Origin of the sequence: Microbacterium sp. MF43 (genome assembly GCF_012847295.1) — a bacterium.
In the GTDB taxonomy this organism is placed as follows: domain Bacteria; phylum Actinomycetota; class Actinomycetes; order Actinomycetales; family Microbacteriaceae; genus Microbacterium.
In genome coordinates, this window is record NZ_JABBDY010000001.1 from 607621 (window position 1) to 625427 (window position 17807).

The window sequence follows — 17807 nt, forward strand, 5'->3', positions numbered from 1 at the left end:
AACCGTTCGAGTCTAACCGATGCAGGGCCGTGCTCCGAACCGAGCGCCTACGCGCGGGGCACGAGCGTGATGAGCGTCGCCTCGGGGCGGCACGCGAAGCGCACCGGGGCGTAGATCGAGTGTCCCAAACCTGCGCTGACGTTGAGGGGCGCGCGGCGCGCGCCGTGCTCCCATTCGCTCAGGCCCCGGGCTTGGCGCAGAGGGATGTCGCAGTTGGCCACCAGCGCGGAGGGAGAGCCGGGAATGCGCACCTGTCCGCCGTGGGTGTGGCCACCGAAGAGCACATCGGCGCCGAGGTCGACGAACCGATCGAGCACGCGGCGGTAAGGCGCGTGAGTGACGCCGAGCGTGACGGCGGGCGGCTCGTCTCCGCGCAGTTCTTCGACGAGGTCGGGGAGCGCGTCGAGTCTGTCCCAGCCGCGGTGGGCGTCACTCACCCCGAACGCGTCGACGCGTGAGCCGGCCGCCGTGACCGTGCCGACGCGGTTGTTCAGATCGAGCCAGCCGAGGTCGTCCTCGAGGTATCCGTCGAGCGCCTGCGTGTCGAGGGGCTCCGCGGACACCCGGCCGTGAGCTTTCGACGGCCCGAGGAAGTATTTGAAGGGATTCCTCGGGCTCGGTGCGACGTGATCGTTCGAGCCATGGACGAAGAACCCGGGGATGCCGCGCAGCGGGTCGAGCGCAGCTCGCAGTCCGCGGAGTCCCTCGACGTGGCCCAGGTTGTCGCCCGTATTGACGATGAGGTCGGGCTCCAATTCGGCCAGTGCCGCGATCCACCGCTGCTTGCGCTTCTGCCAGGGCGCCATGTGCGCGTCGCTCAGATGCAGGACGCGGATCGGGCGCGCGCCGACCGGGAGGACCGGGACCTCATGCCACCGAACGGTGAAGAGGTAGCGCTCGATGCCGATGCCCCAGATCGCCGCCGCAGCGCCGACCGCCCCCACCGCGCCGAGCGCGGTGAGGGCAGGCCGAGTCGTCGCGTGGGGCACTAGCCGTCGTTGCCGCCGCCGTTACCGCCACCATTGCCGTTTCCGCCGCCACCGCAATCGGGGGCCGAGTAGTTGACGGTGATCGCGGAGTTGCGGTTGGTGACCGTTCCCGCCGCCGGTGTCGTGGCCGTTGCCTGGCCCGCGGGGTCGGCGGCCGCATCGACCGCGCACGTGCCCGCGACCACATTGCCGAAGCCCGCCTTGCGCAAGTCGGCGATCGCGCGCTCGAGCGGCTTGCCCGCCACATCCGGCACCGTGAGACCCTGGCCGTTGCTGGGGCTGATCGTCACGACCGTGCCGCCCGCGACCCGGCCGGCGCCGGGATTCTGCGCGGCCACGAGGCCGCTGGCCATGTCGGAATCGACCGGGGAGCCGTCGACGACCTCGAAGCCGGCGCCCCGCAGGATCTGGCGTGCTTCATCCATGGTCTTGCCGACGACGTTCGGCAGGTCGGTGTAGACCTGGCGCGACAGGTTGCTGTCGGGACCGGGGAATCGGTCGCCTCCGTAGAGCTGATTCGCCAGATGCTGCAGTTGGCGCGCCATCTGGAACCGGATGCGGCTCAGCGGCTCATAGCTGCCGGTCCAGTACTTGTCGTACAACGAGATCTCGCCCGTGACGTTTCCGGTCCACACCGCCGTGGTGACCTTCGTGCTCGACTCGACGATCCAGGTGTGAGTCTCCTCGTGCGTTCCCGTCTTGCCCATCACGGGGGTGCCGTCGAAGGGGTTGCCGGGGTAGGCGCTTCCGCCCGGCTGCATCACGCCCTCGAAGGCGTACGCCGCGGTGGCGGCGACGGCGGGATCGATCACCTGGCTGCAGCTGCGCTGGGGCTTGGCGATCTCCTTGCCGTCGGAGTCTGTCACCCGGTCGATCGCCTGCGGCTGGCAGTAGACGCCCTTGTTCGCCACGGTCGCGTACGCAGCCGCCATCGCGAGCGGCGAGATGGCGTCGTCGCCGATGACCTTGTTCGGGCCTGTCATGACGATGTCGTCACCAGTGCCGAGCTTGACGCCCATGCGCGTCGCCGCCTTGCCGATGTCGCACAGGTCCAGTTCGGAGGCCATGGCGAGGTACCCGGTGTTCAGCGAGTCGCGCGTGAACTGCATCGGCGTGCCCACGTACCCCGCCTGGTTCCGGAAGTTCTTCGGGTTCCAGTCGGCGTTGTAGTACATGCCGCCGTTGTAGCAGGAGTCCGGGAACTGCGGGATGACGCGATTGCGGCCGTTCACGACCTCGTTGACCGAGTGGCCCTTCTCGAGCCAGTCGATGAGGGTGAAGAGCTTGAAGGTCGATCCCGCGCTGAAGCCGCGGGATCCCCCGAACTGAAGGTCGCCCGCGTACACGATCGACGAGTAGTTGGGGTCCCCCGTGATGGTTTCACTGAATTTCGTGTTCTGCGCCACGGCGAGGATGCGGCCCGTCGACGCCTCGATGCTCATGGAGGTCGCGCCGAAATATCCACCCGGCACCGATGACGGCGCGAGGGTGTTCATCGTGGTCTGCGCTTCATTCTGGAGGCGCAGGTCCAGCGTCGTGTAGACGTTGAGGCCACCGCGGCGGAGGTTGGAGGTGCGCTCCTCCTGGGTCGCGCCGAACGCGGGGTCACGCTCGATGACGTACCGCACGTACTGGCAGAAGTACTCCATGCCCTTGGCCTGGACGCAGCCGTCCTTGGGTGCGGTGACCTTCGGCGTGATCGGCTCGATCACGGCCGCGTCGTACTGCTCCTGGGTGATCTTGCCGTCGTCGAGCAGGCGGGTGAGCACGTACAGCTGGCGACCCTTGGTGGAGCTGTAGCCATCGGCGGCCGCCAGATACTGCTCCTGCGTGATCTCTCCGGCCTCGAGCTTCGACGTCAGAGCCGCGATCTGGTCGGGGTTGACGTCGTCGATCAGGCCGTCGGGCGCCTTGTTGTACGCGACCCCGTCGGCGTCGACGATGGAGCCGCCGGTCATGTCGATGCGGTACCGGTTCGGGTTCTGCACGATCCCGGCCAGGGTCGCGGCCTGGCTGATCGTGAGGTCCTTGGCCGAGACGCCGAAGTACCGCTTGGCAGCGGCCTCGATGCCATAGGTGCGGCCGCCGAAGTTCGCGATGTTGAGGTAGCCGAGAAGGATCGTCTCCTTGTCGTACTTCTTCTCCAGGGCGATCGCGTAGCGCATCTCCTGCAGCTTGCGCTGGATGCCCTCGTCGCCGACGGCGGTCGTCGCCTGCGTCCAGCAGTCGAGCTTCGCCTCCTCGGTCTCGGCCTGAGCCTCGCACCGCTGGACGAGGATGTTCTTCACGTACTGCTGGCTGATCGTCGAGCCACCCTGGGTCTCGCCGCCGCCGCGCAGATTCGACATGACGGCGCGCGTGGTGCCGATCAGGTCGACGCCGCCGTGCTGGTAGTAGCGCGGGTCCTCGCTGGAGAGGATCGCGTCGTACATGAGGGGGCTGACCTCGTTCCACTCCACCGGCGAGCGGTTCTGGTCGTAGAACTGCGTCATAACGACGTAGTCGTCCTTGGTGGGGTCGGTCTTGACGTACAGCGTCGTCGGAAGCATGAGCTTCTCGATCTCGAGCACGCTGGGGAGGTTGTCGAACATCGTGATCGCGCTCGTCGCCGCGGCGCCGGACAGCGCGATCGCGGGCGTGACAGTCGCGGCGACGAGGACGCCGGCGACAGCGCTGAGGCCGACGAGGCCGGCGAGACCGCCGAGCACACCGCTAGCCGAACGATTGGTATCAGGCATAGGGTGATCGTAAGGGAACTACCTGGGCGATTCCCTGACGGACGTGCGCCCGCGGCGAGTTTCCCAGCCTTCACCAACCCGTTTCCGCTCGCCGACTCGAGGAGCCGCGATGACGACGTGGGAGTATCTCACCACGCCCCTTCTGATCCACAACACCGCCGCGATCCTCAACAACTGGGGCAAGCAGGGCTGGGAACTCGTGCAGGTCGTTCCCGGTCCCGAGGGCGGGCTCGTGGCCTACCTCAAGCGCCCCGCCGGCGGCGGCGAGGCGAACGCGGGGCTGGATGCCGCAGCGCAGGCCGCCCGGCAGTTCGGAGAGGACTGACATGACCATCTCGCAGAAGCTCGCCGACCTCGGCATCGACCTGCCCGACGTGGTTCCGCCCGTCGCCGCGTATGTGCCGGCGAAGGCGCACGGCGACCTCGTCTTCACCGCCGGGCAGCTGCCGATGATCTCCGGCGCCCTCCCCGCGACCGGCAAGGTGGGTGAGGGACACGGCCTCATCCCCGCGTCGGATGCCAAGGAGTACGCCCGCCAGAGCGCGCTCAACGCCGTTGCGGCGGCTGCGGCGGCCGTGGGCGGCGTCGACCGGCTCACCGGCGTGGTGAAGGTCGTCGGGTTCGTGGCATCCGTCCCAGAATTCACCGGCCAGCCCGGCGTCATCAACGGCGCGAGCGAAGTGCTCGGCGAGATCTTCGGAGACGCCGGCACGCACGCCCGCTCCGCGGTCGGCGTACCCGTGCTGCCGCTCGACGCGCCCGTCGAGGTCGAGGTCATCTTCTCGTACGCCTGAAACGAGTGACGGATGCCCCGGCGCGACCGCGTGCCGGGGCATCCGTCGTCTCGAGCTACCTGACCTGGGCGGAGATCACGCTCATGACCGCCGTGTCGGCGAGAGTGGTGGTGTCGCCGACCTCGCGGCCCTCGGCGACGTCGCGGAGCAGGCGGCGCATGATCTTGCCCGAACGGGTCTTGGGCAGTTCGCCCACGATGTAGACGTCGCGGGGACGAGCGATCGGCCCGATCTGCTCGCCGACCCAGCCGCGAAGCGACTGCGCCAGGCCTTCGGCCGAGTGCGCGCTGAGGTACGACTGCTTGATGATGACGAAGGCGACGACGGCTTGACCGGTGGTCTCGTCCGACGCGCCGACGACCGCGGCCTCGGCGACCGCTTCGTTGCCGACGAGCGCCGACTCGATCTCGGTGGTCGATAGGCGGTGGCCCGACACGTTCATGACATCGTCCACGCGGCCGAGGAGCCACACGTCTCCATCGTCGTCGAGACGGGCGCCGTCGCCGGCGAAGTAGAAGCCCTGCTTCCGGAACTTCTCCCAGTAGGTCTCGACGAAGCGCTCGGGGTCGCCCCAGATGCCGCGCAGCATCGACGGCCACGGTTCGGTGATGACGAGGAGTCCGCCGTTCCCGTTGCCGACGTGGGAGCCGTCCTCGTCGACGACGTCCACGGAGATGCCCGGCAGCGGGACCTGCGCCGATCCGGGTTTGGTCTCGGTCACGCCCGGCAGGGCAGAGATCATGATCGCACCGGTCTCGGTCTGCCACCACGTGTCCACGATGGGCGCCGTCTTGCCCCCGATGATCTTGCGGTACCACATCCACGCTTCGGGGTTGATCGGCTCGCCGACGGATCCGAGCAGGCGCAGCGACGACAGGTCGAACTGCTTGGGGACCGAGCGGCCGATCTTCATGAAGGACCGGATCGCGGTCGGTGCGGTGTAGAGGATCGTGACGCCGTACTTCTGCACGATCTCCCACCAGCGGCCCGGGTGCGGGGTGTCGGGCGTTCCCTCGTAGAGCACCTGGGTGGCGCCGTTGGCGAGCGGGCCGTACGTGACATAGCTGTGCCCGGTGACCCAGCCGATGTCGGCCGTGCACCAGAAGACGTCCGTCTCGGGGTGGATGTCGTGGACGACCTTGTTCGTGAACGCGGCCTGCGTGAGGTATCCGCCGGAGGTGTGGAGGATGCCCTTGGGCTTCCCGGTCGTGCCCGACGTGTAGAGGATGAAGAGGGGGTTCTCGGCGGGGAACGCCTGCGCCTCATGCTCGCCGGATGCCTGCGGCACGACGTCGTGCCACCAGATGTCGCGACCCTCGGTCCAGTCCACGTCGTTCCCGCCGCGCCTCACGACGAGCACGTGCTCGACGGTCTCCTGCTCGCCTGAGCCGCGGTCGCCGAGCGCCAGGTCGACGGCGGGCTTGAGCGGCGACACCTTGCCCTTGCGGTAGCCGCCGTCGGCGGTGATCACGAGCTTCGCGCCGGCGTCGTCGATGCGCGCGCGCAGGCTGTCTGCCGAGAAGCCGCCGAAGACGACCGAGTGGATGGCGCCGATGCGCACGACGGCCAGCATGGCCGCGACCGCTTCGGGGATCATCGGCATGTAGATGGCGACGCGATCGCCCGCCCCGACGCCGAGCCCCTCCAGCACATTGGCGAGGCGCTTGACCTCGTCGGTGAGCTCGGCGTACGTCACGCGACGGTCGTCGCCGGGCTCGCCCTCCCACAGGAGGGCGATGCGATCGCCGTTGCCTGCCTCGACGTGGCGGTCGAGGCAGTTGTATGCGACGTTGAGCTCGCCGTCGGCGAACCACTGCGCGAACGGCGGGTTGGACCAGTCGAGGACCTGCGTGAACGGCTTGTGCCAGTGCAGCTCGCGGGCCTGATCCGCCCAGAAGCCCTCGCGGTCGGCCGCCGCCCGTTCGTACAGGTCGCTCGTCGCAACGGCGGCGGCGGCGAACTCCGACGACGGGGAGAACCGCCGGTCTTCGTTCAGCAGGTGGTCGATCTGGCTGCTCATAGAGCGCGCTCCTTCGCGGGCTGAGGTCGGGTCGTCCGGCGGAGAGCCGGGTGTCTGTCTCGCAATGTAGTGAGCAGGACGTGCCGTCACTACCCCCGATAGTGGGGGAGGCGGCATTCCTGGACCCGTCCGATATATCAGTGAGAAGGCTCTCATGAATCCTTCTCGCCACAGGCTTCGCGCCTATGCTGGCGAGCGGCCGAACTTCGATTCTGGCGTTGCGACACCCGGACCACCCCCCGAAATCCGGTGTCGCGTGTGGCGGCATCCCATTCCCCCCATGGGATGCCGCCCTTGTTTTGCCCTTCGGCGATGGCGGCGGCTCCTCCCCAGGCGGACGGTGCCGCCGCCTCTTCACTGATGTCCGGGGGTGCCGGCATCCGTCATCGCCCGCCTTTCTAGCCTCGGGACATGGCCGAGCACTTCGTCGTCACCCCACGGCAGGGGACCGATGGCGACAGGGCGTCGGCGGCCGGCCCGCCCTCCGCGCCGCGGACTCTCGTGCGCGCTCGACCGCGGCATCCGTCCCTGGAACGGCTCGCGGAGTACCTCGACGCGCCCGACGTGACCGACCTCTTCATCAACGGCAGCGCCGGCTTGTTCGTCGATCGCGGAGCAGGCACGGCCGCCGAGCCGGGGTGGCGGGCCACCGAAGAAGAGGTGCGCGCCCTCGCGGTCGAGCTCATCGGCGCGGGCGGCCGTCACATCGACGACGCGTCGCCCTGCGTGGACGTCCGTCTGGAGGGAGGGATTCGCGTGCACGCCGTACTGCCGCCGGTGTCGGCCGAAGGCACGCTCATCTCGATTCGCGTGCCCCGTCTCGATCGCCCCGGCCTCGCCGACCTGCAGCGGGCGGGCATGTTCGCTCCCGCGATGCGCGCCACGATCGACGCGGTGGTGTCCGGCCGCGAGAACTTCCTGGTCACCGGTGCGGCGGGCGCAGGCAAGACGACGCTTCTCGCCGCTCTGCTCAGCGCCGCGCCGGCGCACGACCGCATCGTGACGATCGAGGACGTCGCCGAGCTCCGGCTCGATCACCCCCACCATGTGCGACTCGAGGCGCGTCAGCCGAATCTCGAGGGCGCCGGTGCTATCGGTCTCGCGCGACTCGTGCGAGAGGCGCTCCGCATGCGACCGGACCGGCTCGTCGTGGGGGAGTGCCGCGGTGAAGAGGTGCGTGAGCTGCTCTCGGCGCTGAACACAGGCCACGATGGCGGGGCCGGGACCGTGCACGCGAACAGCCTGCACGACGTCCCTGCTCGGCTCGAGGCGCTCGGCGCGCTGGCCGGCCTCCACGACACCGCCCTCGCACGCCAGGTCGCGAGTGCCATCGACTGGGTCATCCACGTGGAGCGCTCCGGCGACGGTGTCCGCCGCATAGCGGCGACAGGACGGCCGGTCGTGGGCGCTCGGGGACGCCTCGAGATCGAGGAGACCGCATGGGCCGGGTGAAGAAGGAATCCGCGGCGTCGACCGCCGCGGAGACGGTGCTGCGGCTCGCCGTGCTCCTGCAGGCGGGTCTCTCGCCCGCGCGGGCCTGGTCCCATCTCGCCGACGCCGGCGACGAGAGCGCCGTCCGGGTCGTGTCGGCCACCGCGGAAGGCGGCGCGCTCGCGGATGCGATCGCGACGGCGGGCGCCCGGGCGGCGACCGCGGTCTCCTCGACCGGAAGGCTCCGGGCGCGGTCGGCTGCTCGACCCCCCGGCACGGATCAGGCGGTGGGCGATCCCTGGCCCGACGTGGCGGCCGCCTGGCGCGTGGCGGTCGCCGTCGGCGCTCCGCTGGCCGAGACGCTGCGGGGCACCGCGGCGGCGCTCCGCGATGCGCACGAGGCCGCCGACGATGTGCGGGTTGCGCTCGCCGAGCCCGCCGGCACCGCTCGGCTCATGGGCTGGCTTCCCGTCGTCGCCCTCGCGCTCGGAGCTGCCTTCGGCTTCGACACCTTCGGGGTGCTGGTGAGCCAGCCGCTCGGCATCGGGTGCCTCGCGGCCGGTGTCGTGCTGATCGTGGTCGCGCGGAGGTGGAGCGGCGCGCTCGTCCGTCGCGCCAATCCCGCCGGGCGCATCCCCGGCAACGACGCCGAACTCCTGGCGATCGCGTTGAGCGGAGGAGTGTCGATCGAGCGCGCGACGGCACTGGTCGAGCAGGCGGGTTCGGCGGCGGATGCCTCGACCGCCGCGGTGCTCGCCCTTTCGCGCTCCGCCGGCGTGCCCGCCGTCGAGCTCCTCCGCGCCACGGCGGCGCTCGCGCGGCACCGCGCGCGCATCGAAGGGAGGCTGCGAGCCGCCGACCTGTCGTCGCGCCTCCTTCTGCCACTCGGCGCCTGCACCCTCCCCGCGTTCCTCCTGCTCGGCGTCGCACCGATGATGCTCAGCGTCATGAGCACCGTGCCGCTGTCGTGGTGACCGGCCCCCGACCGTGCCCGCCCTCATCCCCATCGAAAGGACCCACCACCTATGTCCCTTCCCATCTTGACCCGCCGCCGTGCGCTGCGACTGTTCTGCGACGTGCACTCCGACGACACCGGCGCGGCGACCGCCGAATACGCCATCGCCACGATGGCCGCGGTCGCGTTCGCCGGTCTGCTCGTCGTGATCATGCGCAGCGATGAGGTTCGCGGCATCCTCACCGATCTCGTGCGGCGCGCGCTGACCGTCGCATGACACGCTCGCTGCTCGGCGACGATCGCGGATCGGTCGTCGCCGAGTTCGCGGTCGCCCTGCCCGCCGTCGTCCTCGTGCTCGTGCTCGGCGTCGGGGCGCTCAGCGCCGGTGCGCGCCACGTCCGGCTGCAGGACGCCGTCGCCGACGCCGCCAGGCTCGCGGCACGCGGAGAATCCGACGATCGCGTGCACGCGACCGTCGCGTCGGTCGTGCCCGGATCCGACGCGCGCATCGAGGTCCGCGACGATCTGGTGTGCGTCGCCGCATCGGCGCCCGCCCTCCTCTCCGTTCGCATCGGCGCCACCAGCTGCGCGCTGGCGGGAGGGCGCTGATGCCGGGCACGCTCGCGGCAGCGGGGCTGGTGGTCTCGGCGGCGCTGCTGACCGGATCGCTCGCCGGGGTGTCCGCGGCAGCGGTCTTCGGTCAGCGGCTCGCGGGTGTCGCCGACGCGGCCGCACTCGCCGCGGCGGACGCGGCCTCGGGCGCGGTGACGGGAGTTCCGTGCGAGCGGGCGAGAGAGATCACGCAGAGAGGCGAGGTCGAGCTCACCGCGTGCGAACTGGACGGTCTGGTGGCGACCGTGTCGGTGTCTGCGCCGTTCGGCGTCCTCGTGGCCGTCGCGCGCGCTCGAGCCGGCCCGCCGTCATGAGCGACCGCTCACAGCGCCCACACCGAGAAGTGACGTGTATGGTTTGCGTCGAAGAAAGGACGCCCCCTTTGGCAGAAGGAAAGAAGCTCGTCATCGTCGAGTCACCGACGAAGATGAGGTCGATTCAGGGGTACCTGGGCGACGGCTACGAGGTGCTCAGCTCGGTTGGGCATATCCGCGATCTCGCGGACAAGAAGGACATCCCGGCCGACAAGAAGCAGGCGTACGGCAAGTACTCCATCGACGTCGAGAACGGCTTCGACCCCTATTACGTCGAGAGCGAGCGCGGCAAGAAGACCGTCGCCGAGCTCAAGCGCGCGCTCAAGGGGGCCGACGAGCTCCTACTCGCGACCGATGAGGACCGCGAGGGCGAGGCGATCGCATGGCACCTCCTTCAGACCCTCAAGCCGAAGGTGCCCGTGCGCCGCATGGTGTTCCACGAGATCACGAAGGACGCGATCCGCGCCGCCGTCGACAACACGCGGGATCTCGATCTGGCGCTCGTGGATGCGCAGGAGACGCGGCGCATTCTGGACCGCCTCTACGGCTGGGACGTGAGCCCCGTGCTGTGGTTCAAGGTGCAGCAGGGCACGTCGGCCGGCCGCGTCCAGTCCGCCGCGACGCGCATGGTCGTCGAGCGGGAGCGCGAGCGCATGGCGTTCGTGTCGGCCTCCTACTGGGACATCGACACGCAGGCGGTCAAGGGCTCCGACTCGTTCGCCGCGCGCCTGGCGCGCGTCGACGGTGCGCCGCTGGCGCGCGGCACCGACTTCGACGACACCGGTTCGCTCAAGAAGGCAGTGCTCGTGCTCGACGAGGCGCAGGCGCGGGAGCTGGCCGACGCGATCGTCGCGGCGGGCGAGGCATCCGTCGCCTCCCTCGAATCCAAGCCGGGCACCCGCAGTCCCCGCGCACCGTTCACGACGTCCACCCTCCAGCAGGAGGCCGGCCGCAAGCTCTCGATGAGCGCCAAGCACGCGATGAGCGTGGCGCAGCGTCTCTACGAGAAGGGCTTCATCACCTATATGCGCACCGACTCGACCGCGCTGAGTGCTCAGGCCGTTCAGGCGGCGCGGGCTCAGGCCGTCGAGATGTACGGCGAGAAGGCGGTGCCGCTCAACCCGCGCACGTACGCCAGCAAGAGCAAGAACGCCCAGGAGGCGCACGAGGCGATCCGTCCGTCGGGCGAGACCTTCCGCACGCCTGCTTCCGTCTCGGGCGAGCTCGATCGCGACGAGCAGCGGCTCTACGACCTCATCTGGAAGCGCACGATGGCCAGCCAGATGTCCGACGCCAAGTACGAGACGACCACGGTCGTCCTCGCCGTCGATGCGGGCGGCAAGCGCGCCGAGTTCACCGCCTCGGGCACCGTGTACACCTTCAAGGGCTTCCTCGACGCCTACGAAGAGGGCAAGGACGAGAAGCGCGGCGATGCTGACAAGGCGGATGACCAGGCGCTGCCTGCGCTCGCCGTCGGCGATGTGCTGCGGCTCAAGGAGGTCGAGCCCAAGGGTCACACCACCAGCCCCAAGCCGCGTTACACCGAGGCGAGCCTGGTGAAGGCTCTCGAAGAGAAGGGCATCGGCCGCCCCTCGACGTTCGCCAGCATCATCGACGTCATCCTCAACCGTGGGTACGTCACCAAGCGCGGTCAGGCGCTCATCCCGAGCTGGCTCGCCTTCAGCGTCGTGCGGCTGCTGGAACAGCACTTCGCCGACCTCGTCGACTACGACTTCACCGCGGCGCTCGAGGATGACCTCGACGCGATCGCGCGCGGGGAGCAGAAGCGCGAGGACTGGCTGAAGGAGTTCTACTTCGGCTCCGATCAGCAGGTCGGGCTGCGCAACATCGTCGACAACCTCGGCGAGATCGACGCCCGGGCGCTCAACTCGACGCCCATCGGAGACGTCGCAACGCTCCGCTTCGGCAAGTACGGGCCGTACCTCGAGGTTCCGAACACCGATGACCCCGCCGGCGAGCCGCGCCGCGTCAACATCCCCGACGACCTCGCCCCTGACGAGCTCACGCCCGAGAAGGCGAGGGAGCTCATCGAGGCTCCTGTCGCCGGCGACCGCGTGCTGGGCGAGAACCCCGCCACGGCGAAGCTCGTCGTCGTGAAGGACGGCCGCTACGGCCCATACGTCCAGGAGGTCGACCCGCCCGCCGCCGAAGAGGTCGACGAGTCGACCGGCGAGATCGTCGAGACGGCCGAGCCCGCGCCGAAGAAGCGCGGAGCCAAGAAGGAAGCCGCTCCCAAGCCCCGCACGGCGTCGCTCTTCAAGTCGATGTCGGTCGACACGATCGACCTCGAGACCGCTCTGCGCCTGCTCGACCTTCCTCGCGTGGTGGGCGTCGATCCCGAGTCGGGTGCCGAGATCACGGCGCAGAACGGCCGCTACGGGCCCTACCTCAAGAAGGGGACGGATTCGCGCACGCTCCAGAGCGAGCAGCAGATCTTCGAGATCACGCTCGAGGAGGCGCTCGCGGTCTATGCGCAGCCGAAGTACGGCGCGCGCGGTGCGAGCAGCGCACTCAAGGAGTTCGAGAACGACCCGGTCAGCGAGAAGCCGATCAAGGTCAAGGACGGCCGTTTCGGACCCTATGTCACGGATGGAGTGACGAACGTCACCATCCCGCGAGGTCAGACGCCCGACGACATCACGTACGAGATCGCGGTGCAGATGCTCGCCGACAAGCGTGCCAAGGGCCCCGCGCCGAAGCGCACGGCACGCAAGGCCCCGGCGAAGAAGGCCCCGGCGAAGAAGTGACCGGCGAGGATGCGGGTCCGGGCGCGAGCGCGCCCAGACCCGATGGAGAAGTGGCCGGCGCGGGTGCGAGTCCGGGCGCGCGCGAGCAGGGCACGCGTGAGCACGGCGCGCGCGAACACGGCGCGGGATCGCCGCAGGGGCTGTTCATCACGTTCGAGGGTGGCGACGGGGCGGGAAAGACCACCCAGGCCGCACTGCTCGACGAGTGGCTGACGGCGTCCGGCCGCAGCGTCGTGCGCACGCGGGAGCCGGGCGGCACCGAGGTCGGCGCACTCATCCGCGACATCGTGCTGCACCATCGCGGAGAAGTCTCGGCGCGCGCCGAGGCACTGCTGTACGCGGCCGACCGTGCGCATCACGTCGAGACCGTAGTGCGCCCTGCACTCTCCAGGGGCGACGTGGTGATCCAGGATCGCTATCTCGACTCCTCGGTCGCGTACCAGGGCGCGGGTCGTGTGCTCGGCCGCGACGAGGTGCGCTCGCTCTCCCTCTGGGCGACCGAAGGCCTTCTCCCCGACCTCACGGTGCTGCTCGACCTGGATCCGTCGGTGGCGCGCCGCCGCCTCGATGCCGACGACAAGCCGTTCGACCGGCTCGAGGCCGAACGCGAGGCGTTTCACGTGCGGGTGCGCGAGGAGTTCCTCGCGCTGGCGTCCGCAGAGCCCGGCCGCTTCATCGTGCTCGACGCCGCTCGGCCGCCCGCCGAGCTCGCCGCGACCGTCCGCGCACGCGTGGCTGCACTTCTCGGCTGAGCGCCAGGGTCACGTCCCCGGCCGCGACTAGGCTGACACGCATGGAATCGACGGCGGGCGCGGGGTCTCCCACCGTGCACGCCGATGTCCCCTGGGGCGCGGTGTGGGGGCAGCGCGACGCCGTCGCGGCGCTGCAGGCCGCGGCATCCGATCCCACCGCACTCACCCACGCGTGGCTCATCACCGGCCCTCCCGGGTCGGGGCGCTCGACGCTGGCGTACGCGTTCGCGGCGGCGCTGATCGCCGAGCCGGGCGACGAGGCGGCGATGCGCCAGGTGCTCGCCGGAACGCACCCCGACCTCACGGCGCTGCGCACCGAGGGCGTCATCATCTCGATCAAGGACGCCCGTGCGCTCGTCGAGCGCTCGTACTTCTCGCCGTCGCTCGGTCGCTACCGCGTGATCGTGATGGAAGACGCCGACCGCATGGCCGAGCGCACGTCGAACGTGCTGCTCAAGGCGCTCGAAGAGCCACCGGAGCGCACGGTCTGGGTGCTGTGCGCCCCGAGCGACGCCGATCTGCTCCCCACGATCCGTTCGCGCGTGCGCACGTTGCGCCTGCGCGAGCCCGACGTCGACGATGTGGCCCGCCTCATCGTCGAGCGCACCGGGGTGGATTCCGCGATCGCCGAGCAGTCCGCCCGTCACGCCCAGCGTCACATCGGCATGGCGCAGCGTCTCGCCACGGATACCGCGGCACGAACCCGCCGCGACGACACGCTGCGAGCGGTGCTCCGCGTGCGCGGGGTCAACGACGCCGTCGAGGTGGCCGGACGCATCGTGGCGGCCGCCACCGATGATGCCAAGGCGCTCACCGCCGAACGCGATGAGGCCGAGCGTGCGACGCTGCTTCGCACCCTGGGAATCGCCGAGGGTGCGGCGGTGCCGCCCGCGGTGCGCTCGCAGCTGTCGGCGCTCGAAGACGACCAGAAGCGCCGCGCGACGCGCAGCCTGCGCGACGGCATCGATCGCGTGCTGACCGACCTCGAGTCGATGTTCCGCGACGTCCTCATGCTGCAGTTCGGCCGCGACGCCGACCTCATCAACCTCGAACTCGAGCCCGATCTCCGCGCGCTCGCCCAAGCCTGGCTGCCCGAGCGCACCCTCACCGTCGTCGACCGCATCGGCGAGACGCGGCGCAACCTCGAACTCAATGCCGCCCCCACCCTCGCCCTCGAGAGCATGCTCGTCACCGTCGCGAGCGGAAGGATCCCGTGAACTCCCGCCTTCTCCGCCGAGCCTCCGCCGTCATCGCGGGCGTGGTCGCGGCCTCGCTCACCTTGAGCGGATGCCTCTACGCCCTGATCCCCGAAGACGCCGCGGTCTCCACGGCGAGCCCTGCGCCCGATACGGCGGGTGTGCCCGAGGAGCTGCTGCCCTACTACGGGCAGGAACTCGACTGGTCGGGCTGCGGCGACGGCTTCGACTGCACCACCGTCACGGCGCCGCTCGACTGGGCCGACCCGTCGGCCGGTGAGCTCGAGCTCTCGGTCATCCGCAGCCGGGCGACCGCGGGCGAGCCGGTGGGGTCGCTGCTCACCAACCCCGGCGGGCCGGGCGCGAGCGGCGTCTCGCTCATCCGCGACAGCCTGACCTTCGCGGTCGGCGAGCCGCTGCGTGAGCAGTTCGACGTCATCGGGTTCGATCCGCGCGGAGTAGGGGACTCCACCGCCGTCACGTGCTACGACGCCGCAGACATGGACGCCTACCTCTTCGACATTCCGGAGAGTGCGCGGGGGACGGATGCCTGGACCGAGGAGATGCGGCAGGCCAACGCCGACTTCGCGGCGGCCTGCGAGGCCAACAGCGACGGCATCCTGCCCTTCATCACCACCGAGAACGCCGCGCGCGACCTGGATCTGCTCCGGGCGGTCCTGGGCGACAGCGAGCTCAACTACCTCGGCTACTCGTACGGCACCTTCCTGGGGGCGACCTACGCCGAGCTGTTCCCCGATCGGGTCGGCCGCCTGGTCCTCGACGGCGCGGTGGACCCCGCGGTGTCGATGCTCGAGCTCGACGTGACGCAGGGGCTCGGGTTCGAGTCCGCACTGCGCGCGTTCATGGCGGACTGCCTCGAAGGAAGCGAGTGCCCGTTCCGCGGGTCGGTCGACGACGCGATGGCAGACCTCGGTGCACTGCTCGCGTCCGTCGAACGCGACCCGTTGCCAGCCGCCGACGGGCGGGAGCTCGGTTCGAGCGCACTCATGATCGGAATCGTGGCCGCCCTGTACTCGCAGGAGAGCTGGGGCTACCTGTCGATGGCGCTCGACGGCGTGCTGCAGGGTGACCCCGAGACCGCCCTGTTCCTCGCGGACGTGTACTACGACCGCGAGAACGGCGAGTACCTCAACAACCAGACGGAAGCGTTCCGCGCGTACAACTGCATGGATTACCCGGCGGACGCGACGGAAGAGGAGCTCGCGGCGGCCGAAGCCGAGCTGACCGCGGGAGCTCCGACGGTGGCGCCATACTGGCTCGGCCCGAACGCGTGCGAGGCATGGCCGTACCCGCCGACGGGCGCACGAGTGCCCCTCGCCGCCGAGGGGGCAGCGCCGATCGTCGTCGTCGGCACGACCAACGATCCCGCCACTCCCTACGAGTGGTCGGTCTCGCTCGCCGAGCAGCTTTCATCGGGCGTTCTGGTCACCCGCGAGGGCGAGGGGCACACCGGGTACAACAAGGGGAACGACTGCGTCGACGAGGCCGTCGAGCGGTATCTCCTGGATGGCACCGTCCCCGAGGATGGCCTGGTCTGCGGCTGAGCCGCTGTCAGCGGCGCAACACGCGGCGGAACACCGCGCCTGCCGAGGAACGGTGCACCCCGAGGGCGAGCCGTGCGCGTTCGCGAGCACTCCCGCGACCCTGTAAGATCGTTGATCGTGCATCGCGCAAGCGAAGCGCGCCACCTTAGCTCAGTCGGCAGAGCGATTCACTCGTAATGAATAGGTCAAGGGTTCGATTCCCTTAGGTGGCTCAGACCGGAGAGGCCCGCTTCTGGCGGGCCTTCTTCGTACCTGCACGACAGAAGAGGCCCGATGGATTCCACGATCGACGCGCTGGTCGAGATCTTCTCGTGGGTCGGATTCGGCCTGGGGGCTCTCGTGGCCGGCATCGCGCTGATCATGTACCTCTTCGACGGCACGTGGCTGCCCACGCGGGGCGTGCTCGACGACTCCGACCACGGGCGCGTCGTGCGCTGGTTCGACGAGGACGGCGGCGTGAACGAGGCGCATCTCACCCACGAGCAGGAGCGCCAGCTGGCCGGCAAGGACATGGCCGACATCTTCTACCGCCGCGGCGGTCGGGCGCGCATGAGACTGACCCAGGGCTCGCCGGCGGTCCGCGCGGTGGCCTACCTCTCGCTCGGCCTCGTCGGCGTCGGCGTGCTCGCACTCATCGCCTCGTGGGTCCTCCTCTTCTCGCGCGGTTGAGCGCGCTCGCTCACGCCAGAGCGAGCACGCCCCCCGCCACCACCGCGAGGGCCAGGCCCACCCACTGCACGGGAGCGACCCGTTCACGCAGGATGATCGCGGCGAGCAGAATCGTGCCGGCGGGGTAGAGGGCGGTGAGGGCGGAGACGATCGACAGCTCTCCGCTGCGCAAGGCGATGAGCGCCAGCGCGTTCGCCGCGGCATCCACCACTCCGCACGCGACCGCCAGCCACCACGCCCCCGCGAGCGAGGGTGTGGGTGTCGGGTGGGTGGCGGTGGCGTGCTCGAGGTCGGCGTGTCCGGTGGGGGTCACCCCGAGGGCGGGTGAGGCGGGGGCGAGGGCGGATGCCGCGGCTCGCCCGGCCCGGACGGCGGTGAACACCAGCGCCCCGACGCCGAGCCCGGTGATGAGCGTCGTGGTGGAGCGGCTCATGACGAGGGGGACGAGGCCGCTGTCGCTCGACGTCTGATCGATGACGATCAGGAACCCGCCGATCGCGAGGCCCGAACCGATCGCCATGAGCAGTCCGCGTGCGCTGGGCCTGACGACCTTCTCGCCGGGGATGAATCCCACCAGGACGACGGCTACGAGAGCGACGCCCAGTCCGGCGTACGCCACCGGGGAGAGGACCTCGCCGTCGACGGCGAGTCCCCACAGCATGGGCGCGATCGCCGATACCACCGCGGTCAGCGGGGAGAGGATGCTCATCGGCCCGATGGCGAGGCACGCGTACAGCAGCAGGAGGGCGATCATGCCGAAGCATCCGGCGAGGACGCCCCACGCCAGGTCGGCCGGGTGGCACGTGCCGCCGACGAGCGGGTGTGCCAGCAGCAGCGCGATCAGGCCGGAGGCGGCCGCCACTGCGGTGACGACGAGCGAGCGCAGTCGCTTCGCGGCGAGACCCCCGAAGAAGTCTGCGGCCCCGTAGACGAGCGCTCCGGAGAGGGCGAGCACGGCGGCGAACATCGTTCTCAGCATAAGGATGTCGCGCTGGGACAATTTC

General features: G+C 70.0%; 16 protein-coding genes and 1 tRNA gene. 13 read left to right on the forward strand and 4 right to left on the reverse strand.

Annotated elements, in window-relative coordinates; all coding sequences use genetic code 11:
- Positions 1-47 precede the first annotated feature (47 nt).
- Positions 48-989, reverse strand: a complete 942-nt coding sequence (locus HF323_RS02690; RefSeq protein ID WP_169581007.1) for a metallophosphoesterase — start codon at positions 987-989, stop codon at positions 48-50.
- The gene (locus HF323_RS02695; protein WP_169581008.1) at positions 989-3727 is read right to left on the reverse strand and encodes a transglycosylase domain-containing protein; all 2739 of its coding nucleotides are present in this window, start codon (positions 3725-3727) and stop codon (positions 989-991) included. The genes HF323_RS02690 and HF323_RS02695 overlap by 1 nt, the downstream gene beginning before the upstream one ends.
- A 109-nt stretch (positions 3728-3836) precedes the next feature.
- On the opposite strand from HF323_RS02695, the gene HF323_RS02700 reads away from it, so the two are divergent.
- Positions 3837-4052: a DUF4177 domain-containing protein gene (locus HF323_RS02700; protein ID WP_169581009.1), complete on the forward strand. Its 216-nt coding sequence runs from the start codon at positions 3837-3839 to the stop codon at positions 4050-4052.
- Between the two features lies 1 nt (position 4053).
- On the forward strand, positions 4054-4521 hold the full coding sequence (locus tag HF323_RS02705; RefSeq protein WP_169581010.1) for a RidA family protein: 468 nt from the start codon (positions 4054-4056) through the stop codon (positions 4519-4521).
- Positions 4522-4576: 55 nt separating this feature from the next.
- On the opposite strand, the gene acs is transcribed toward HF323_RS02705, so the two are convergent.
- The gene (acs, locus tag HF323_RS02710; RefSeq protein WP_169581011.1) at positions 4577-6541 is read right to left on the reverse strand and encodes an acetate--CoA ligase; all 1965 of its coding nucleotides are present in this window, start codon (positions 6539-6541) and stop codon (positions 4577-4579) included.
- 411 nt (positions 6542-6952) lie between these two features.
- On the opposite strand from acs, the gene HF323_RS02715 reads away from it, so the two are divergent.
- The 11 genes from HF323_RS02715 to HF323_RS02765 all read left to right on the forward strand — a co-directional run bounded on the left by HF323_RS02715 (position 6953) and on the right by HF323_RS02765 (position 16803).
- A complete protein-coding gene (locus tag HF323_RS02715) occupies positions 6953-7993 on the forward strand; it encodes a TadA family conjugal transfer-associated ATPase (RefSeq protein WP_169581012.1) in 1041 nt (346 codons plus the stop codon).
- Positions 7981-8946, forward strand: a complete 966-nt coding sequence (locus HF323_RS02720; RefSeq protein ID WP_169581013.1) for a type II secretion system F family protein — start codon at positions 7981-7983, stop codon at positions 8944-8946. Before HF323_RS02715 ends, HF323_RS02720 begins: the two co-directional genes overlap by 13 nt.
- 51 nt (positions 8947-8997) lie before the next feature.
- Positions 8998-9204 (forward strand): DUF4244 domain-containing protein, encoded by a 207-nt coding sequence (locus tag HF323_RS02725; RefSeq protein WP_169581014.1) that lies wholly within the window; start codon positions 8998-9000, stop codon positions 9202-9204.
- Positions 9201-9536 (forward strand): TadE family type IV pilus minor pilin, encoded by a 336-nt coding sequence (locus tag HF323_RS02730; protein WP_169581015.1) that lies wholly within the window; start codon positions 9201-9203, stop codon positions 9534-9536. Before HF323_RS02725 ends, HF323_RS02730 begins: the two co-directional genes overlap by 4 nt.
- Positions 9536-9853, forward strand: coding sequence for an Rv3654c family TadE-like protein (locus tag HF323_RS02735; RefSeq protein WP_169581016.1), 318 nt, complete (start codon positions 9536-9538; stop codon positions 9851-9853). Before HF323_RS02730 ends, HF323_RS02735 begins: the two co-directional genes overlap by 1 nt.
- Before the next feature lie 68 nt (positions 9854-9921).
- Positions 9922-12621 (forward strand): type I DNA topoisomerase, encoded by a 2700-nt coding sequence (topA, locus tag HF323_RS02740; RefSeq protein WP_169581017.1) that lies wholly within the window; start codon positions 9922-9924, stop codon positions 12619-12621.
- A gap of 140 nt (positions 12622-12761) precedes the next feature.
- Complete coding sequence (tmk, locus tag HF323_RS02745) at positions 12762-13373, forward strand: dTMP kinase (RefSeq protein ID WP_169581345.1); 612 nt, start codon at positions 12762-12764, stop codon at positions 13371-13373.
- Between the two features lie 41 nt (positions 13374-13414).
- On the forward strand, positions 13415-14590 hold the full coding sequence (locus HF323_RS02750; RefSeq protein WP_169581018.1) for a DNA polymerase III subunit delta': 1176 nt from the start codon (positions 13415-13417) through the stop codon (positions 14588-14590).
- A complete protein-coding gene (locus tag HF323_RS02755; protein WP_169581019.1) occupies positions 14587-16134 on the forward strand; it encodes an alpha/beta hydrolase in 1548 nt (515 codons plus the stop codon). Before HF323_RS02750 ends, HF323_RS02755 begins: the two co-directional genes overlap by 4 nt.
- A gap of 139 nt (positions 16135-16273) precedes the next feature.
- Positions 16274-16346: transfer RNA gene (locus tag HF323_RS02760), tRNA-Thr, on the forward strand.
- A 61-nt stretch (positions 16347-16407) separates the two neighbouring features.
- Positions 16408-16803 (forward strand): hypothetical protein, encoded by a 396-nt coding sequence (locus tag HF323_RS02765; protein ID WP_169581020.1) that lies wholly within the window; start codon positions 16408-16410, stop codon positions 16801-16803.
- 10 nt (positions 16804-16813) lie between these two features.
- Here HF323_RS02765 and HF323_RS02770 read toward each other — a convergent pair whose 3' ends face one another.
- Complete coding sequence (locus tag HF323_RS02770) at positions 16814-17770, reverse strand: EamA family transporter (protein ID WP_169581021.1); 957 nt, start codon at positions 17768-17770, stop codon at positions 16814-16816.
- Between the last annotated feature and the right edge of the window lie 37 nt (positions 17771-17807).

Bases quoted from the DNA above. Each gene is read 5' to 3' on its own strand.
- HF323_RS02695 (WP_169581008.1), bottom strand. From the start codon at position 3,727: ATGCCTGATACCAATCGTTCGGCTAGCGGTGTGCTCGGCGGTCTCGCC.
- HF323_RS02700 (WP_169581009.1), top strand. From the start codon at position 3,837: ATGACGACGTGGGAGTATCTCACCACGCCCCTTCTGATCCACAACACC.
- HF323_RS02705 (WP_169581010.1), top strand. From the start codon at position 4,054: ATGACCATCTCGCAGAAGCTCGCCGACCTCGGCATCGACCTGCCCGAC.
- acs (WP_169581011.1), bottom strand. From the start codon at position 6,541: ATGAGCAGCCAGATCGACCACCTGCTGAACGAAGACCGGCGGTTCTCC.
- HF323_RS02715 (WP_169581012.1), top strand. From the start codon at position 6,953: ATGGCCGAGCACTTCGTCGTCACCCCACGGCAGGGGACCGATGGCGAC.
- HF323_RS02720 (WP_169581013.1), top strand. From the start codon at position 7,981: ATGGGCCGGGTGAAGAAGGAATCCGCGGCGTCGACCGCCGCGGAGACG.
- HF323_RS02725 (WP_169581014.1), top strand. From the start codon at position 8,998: ATGTCCCTTCCCATCTTGACCCGCCGCCGTGCGCTGCGACTGTTCTGC.
- HF323_RS02730 (WP_169581015.1), top strand. From the start codon at position 9,201: ATGACACGCTCGCTGCTCGGCGACGATCGCGGATCGGTCGTCGCCGAG.
- HF323_RS02735 (WP_169581016.1), top strand. From the start codon at position 9,536: ATGCCGGGCACGCTCGCGGCAGCGGGGCTGGTGGTCTCGGCGGCGCTG.
- HF323_RS02750 (WP_169581018.1), top strand. From the start codon at position 13,415: ATGGAATCGACGGCGGGCGCGGGGTCTCCCACCGTGCACGCCGATGTC.
- HF323_RS02765 (WP_169581020.1), top strand. From the start codon at position 16,408: ATGGATTCCACGATCGACGCGCTGGTCGAGATCTTCTCGTGGGTCGGA.
- HF323_RS02770 (WP_169581021.1), bottom strand. From the start codon at position 17,770: ATGTTCGCCGCCGTGCTCGCCCTCTCCGGAGCGCTCGTCTACGGGGCC.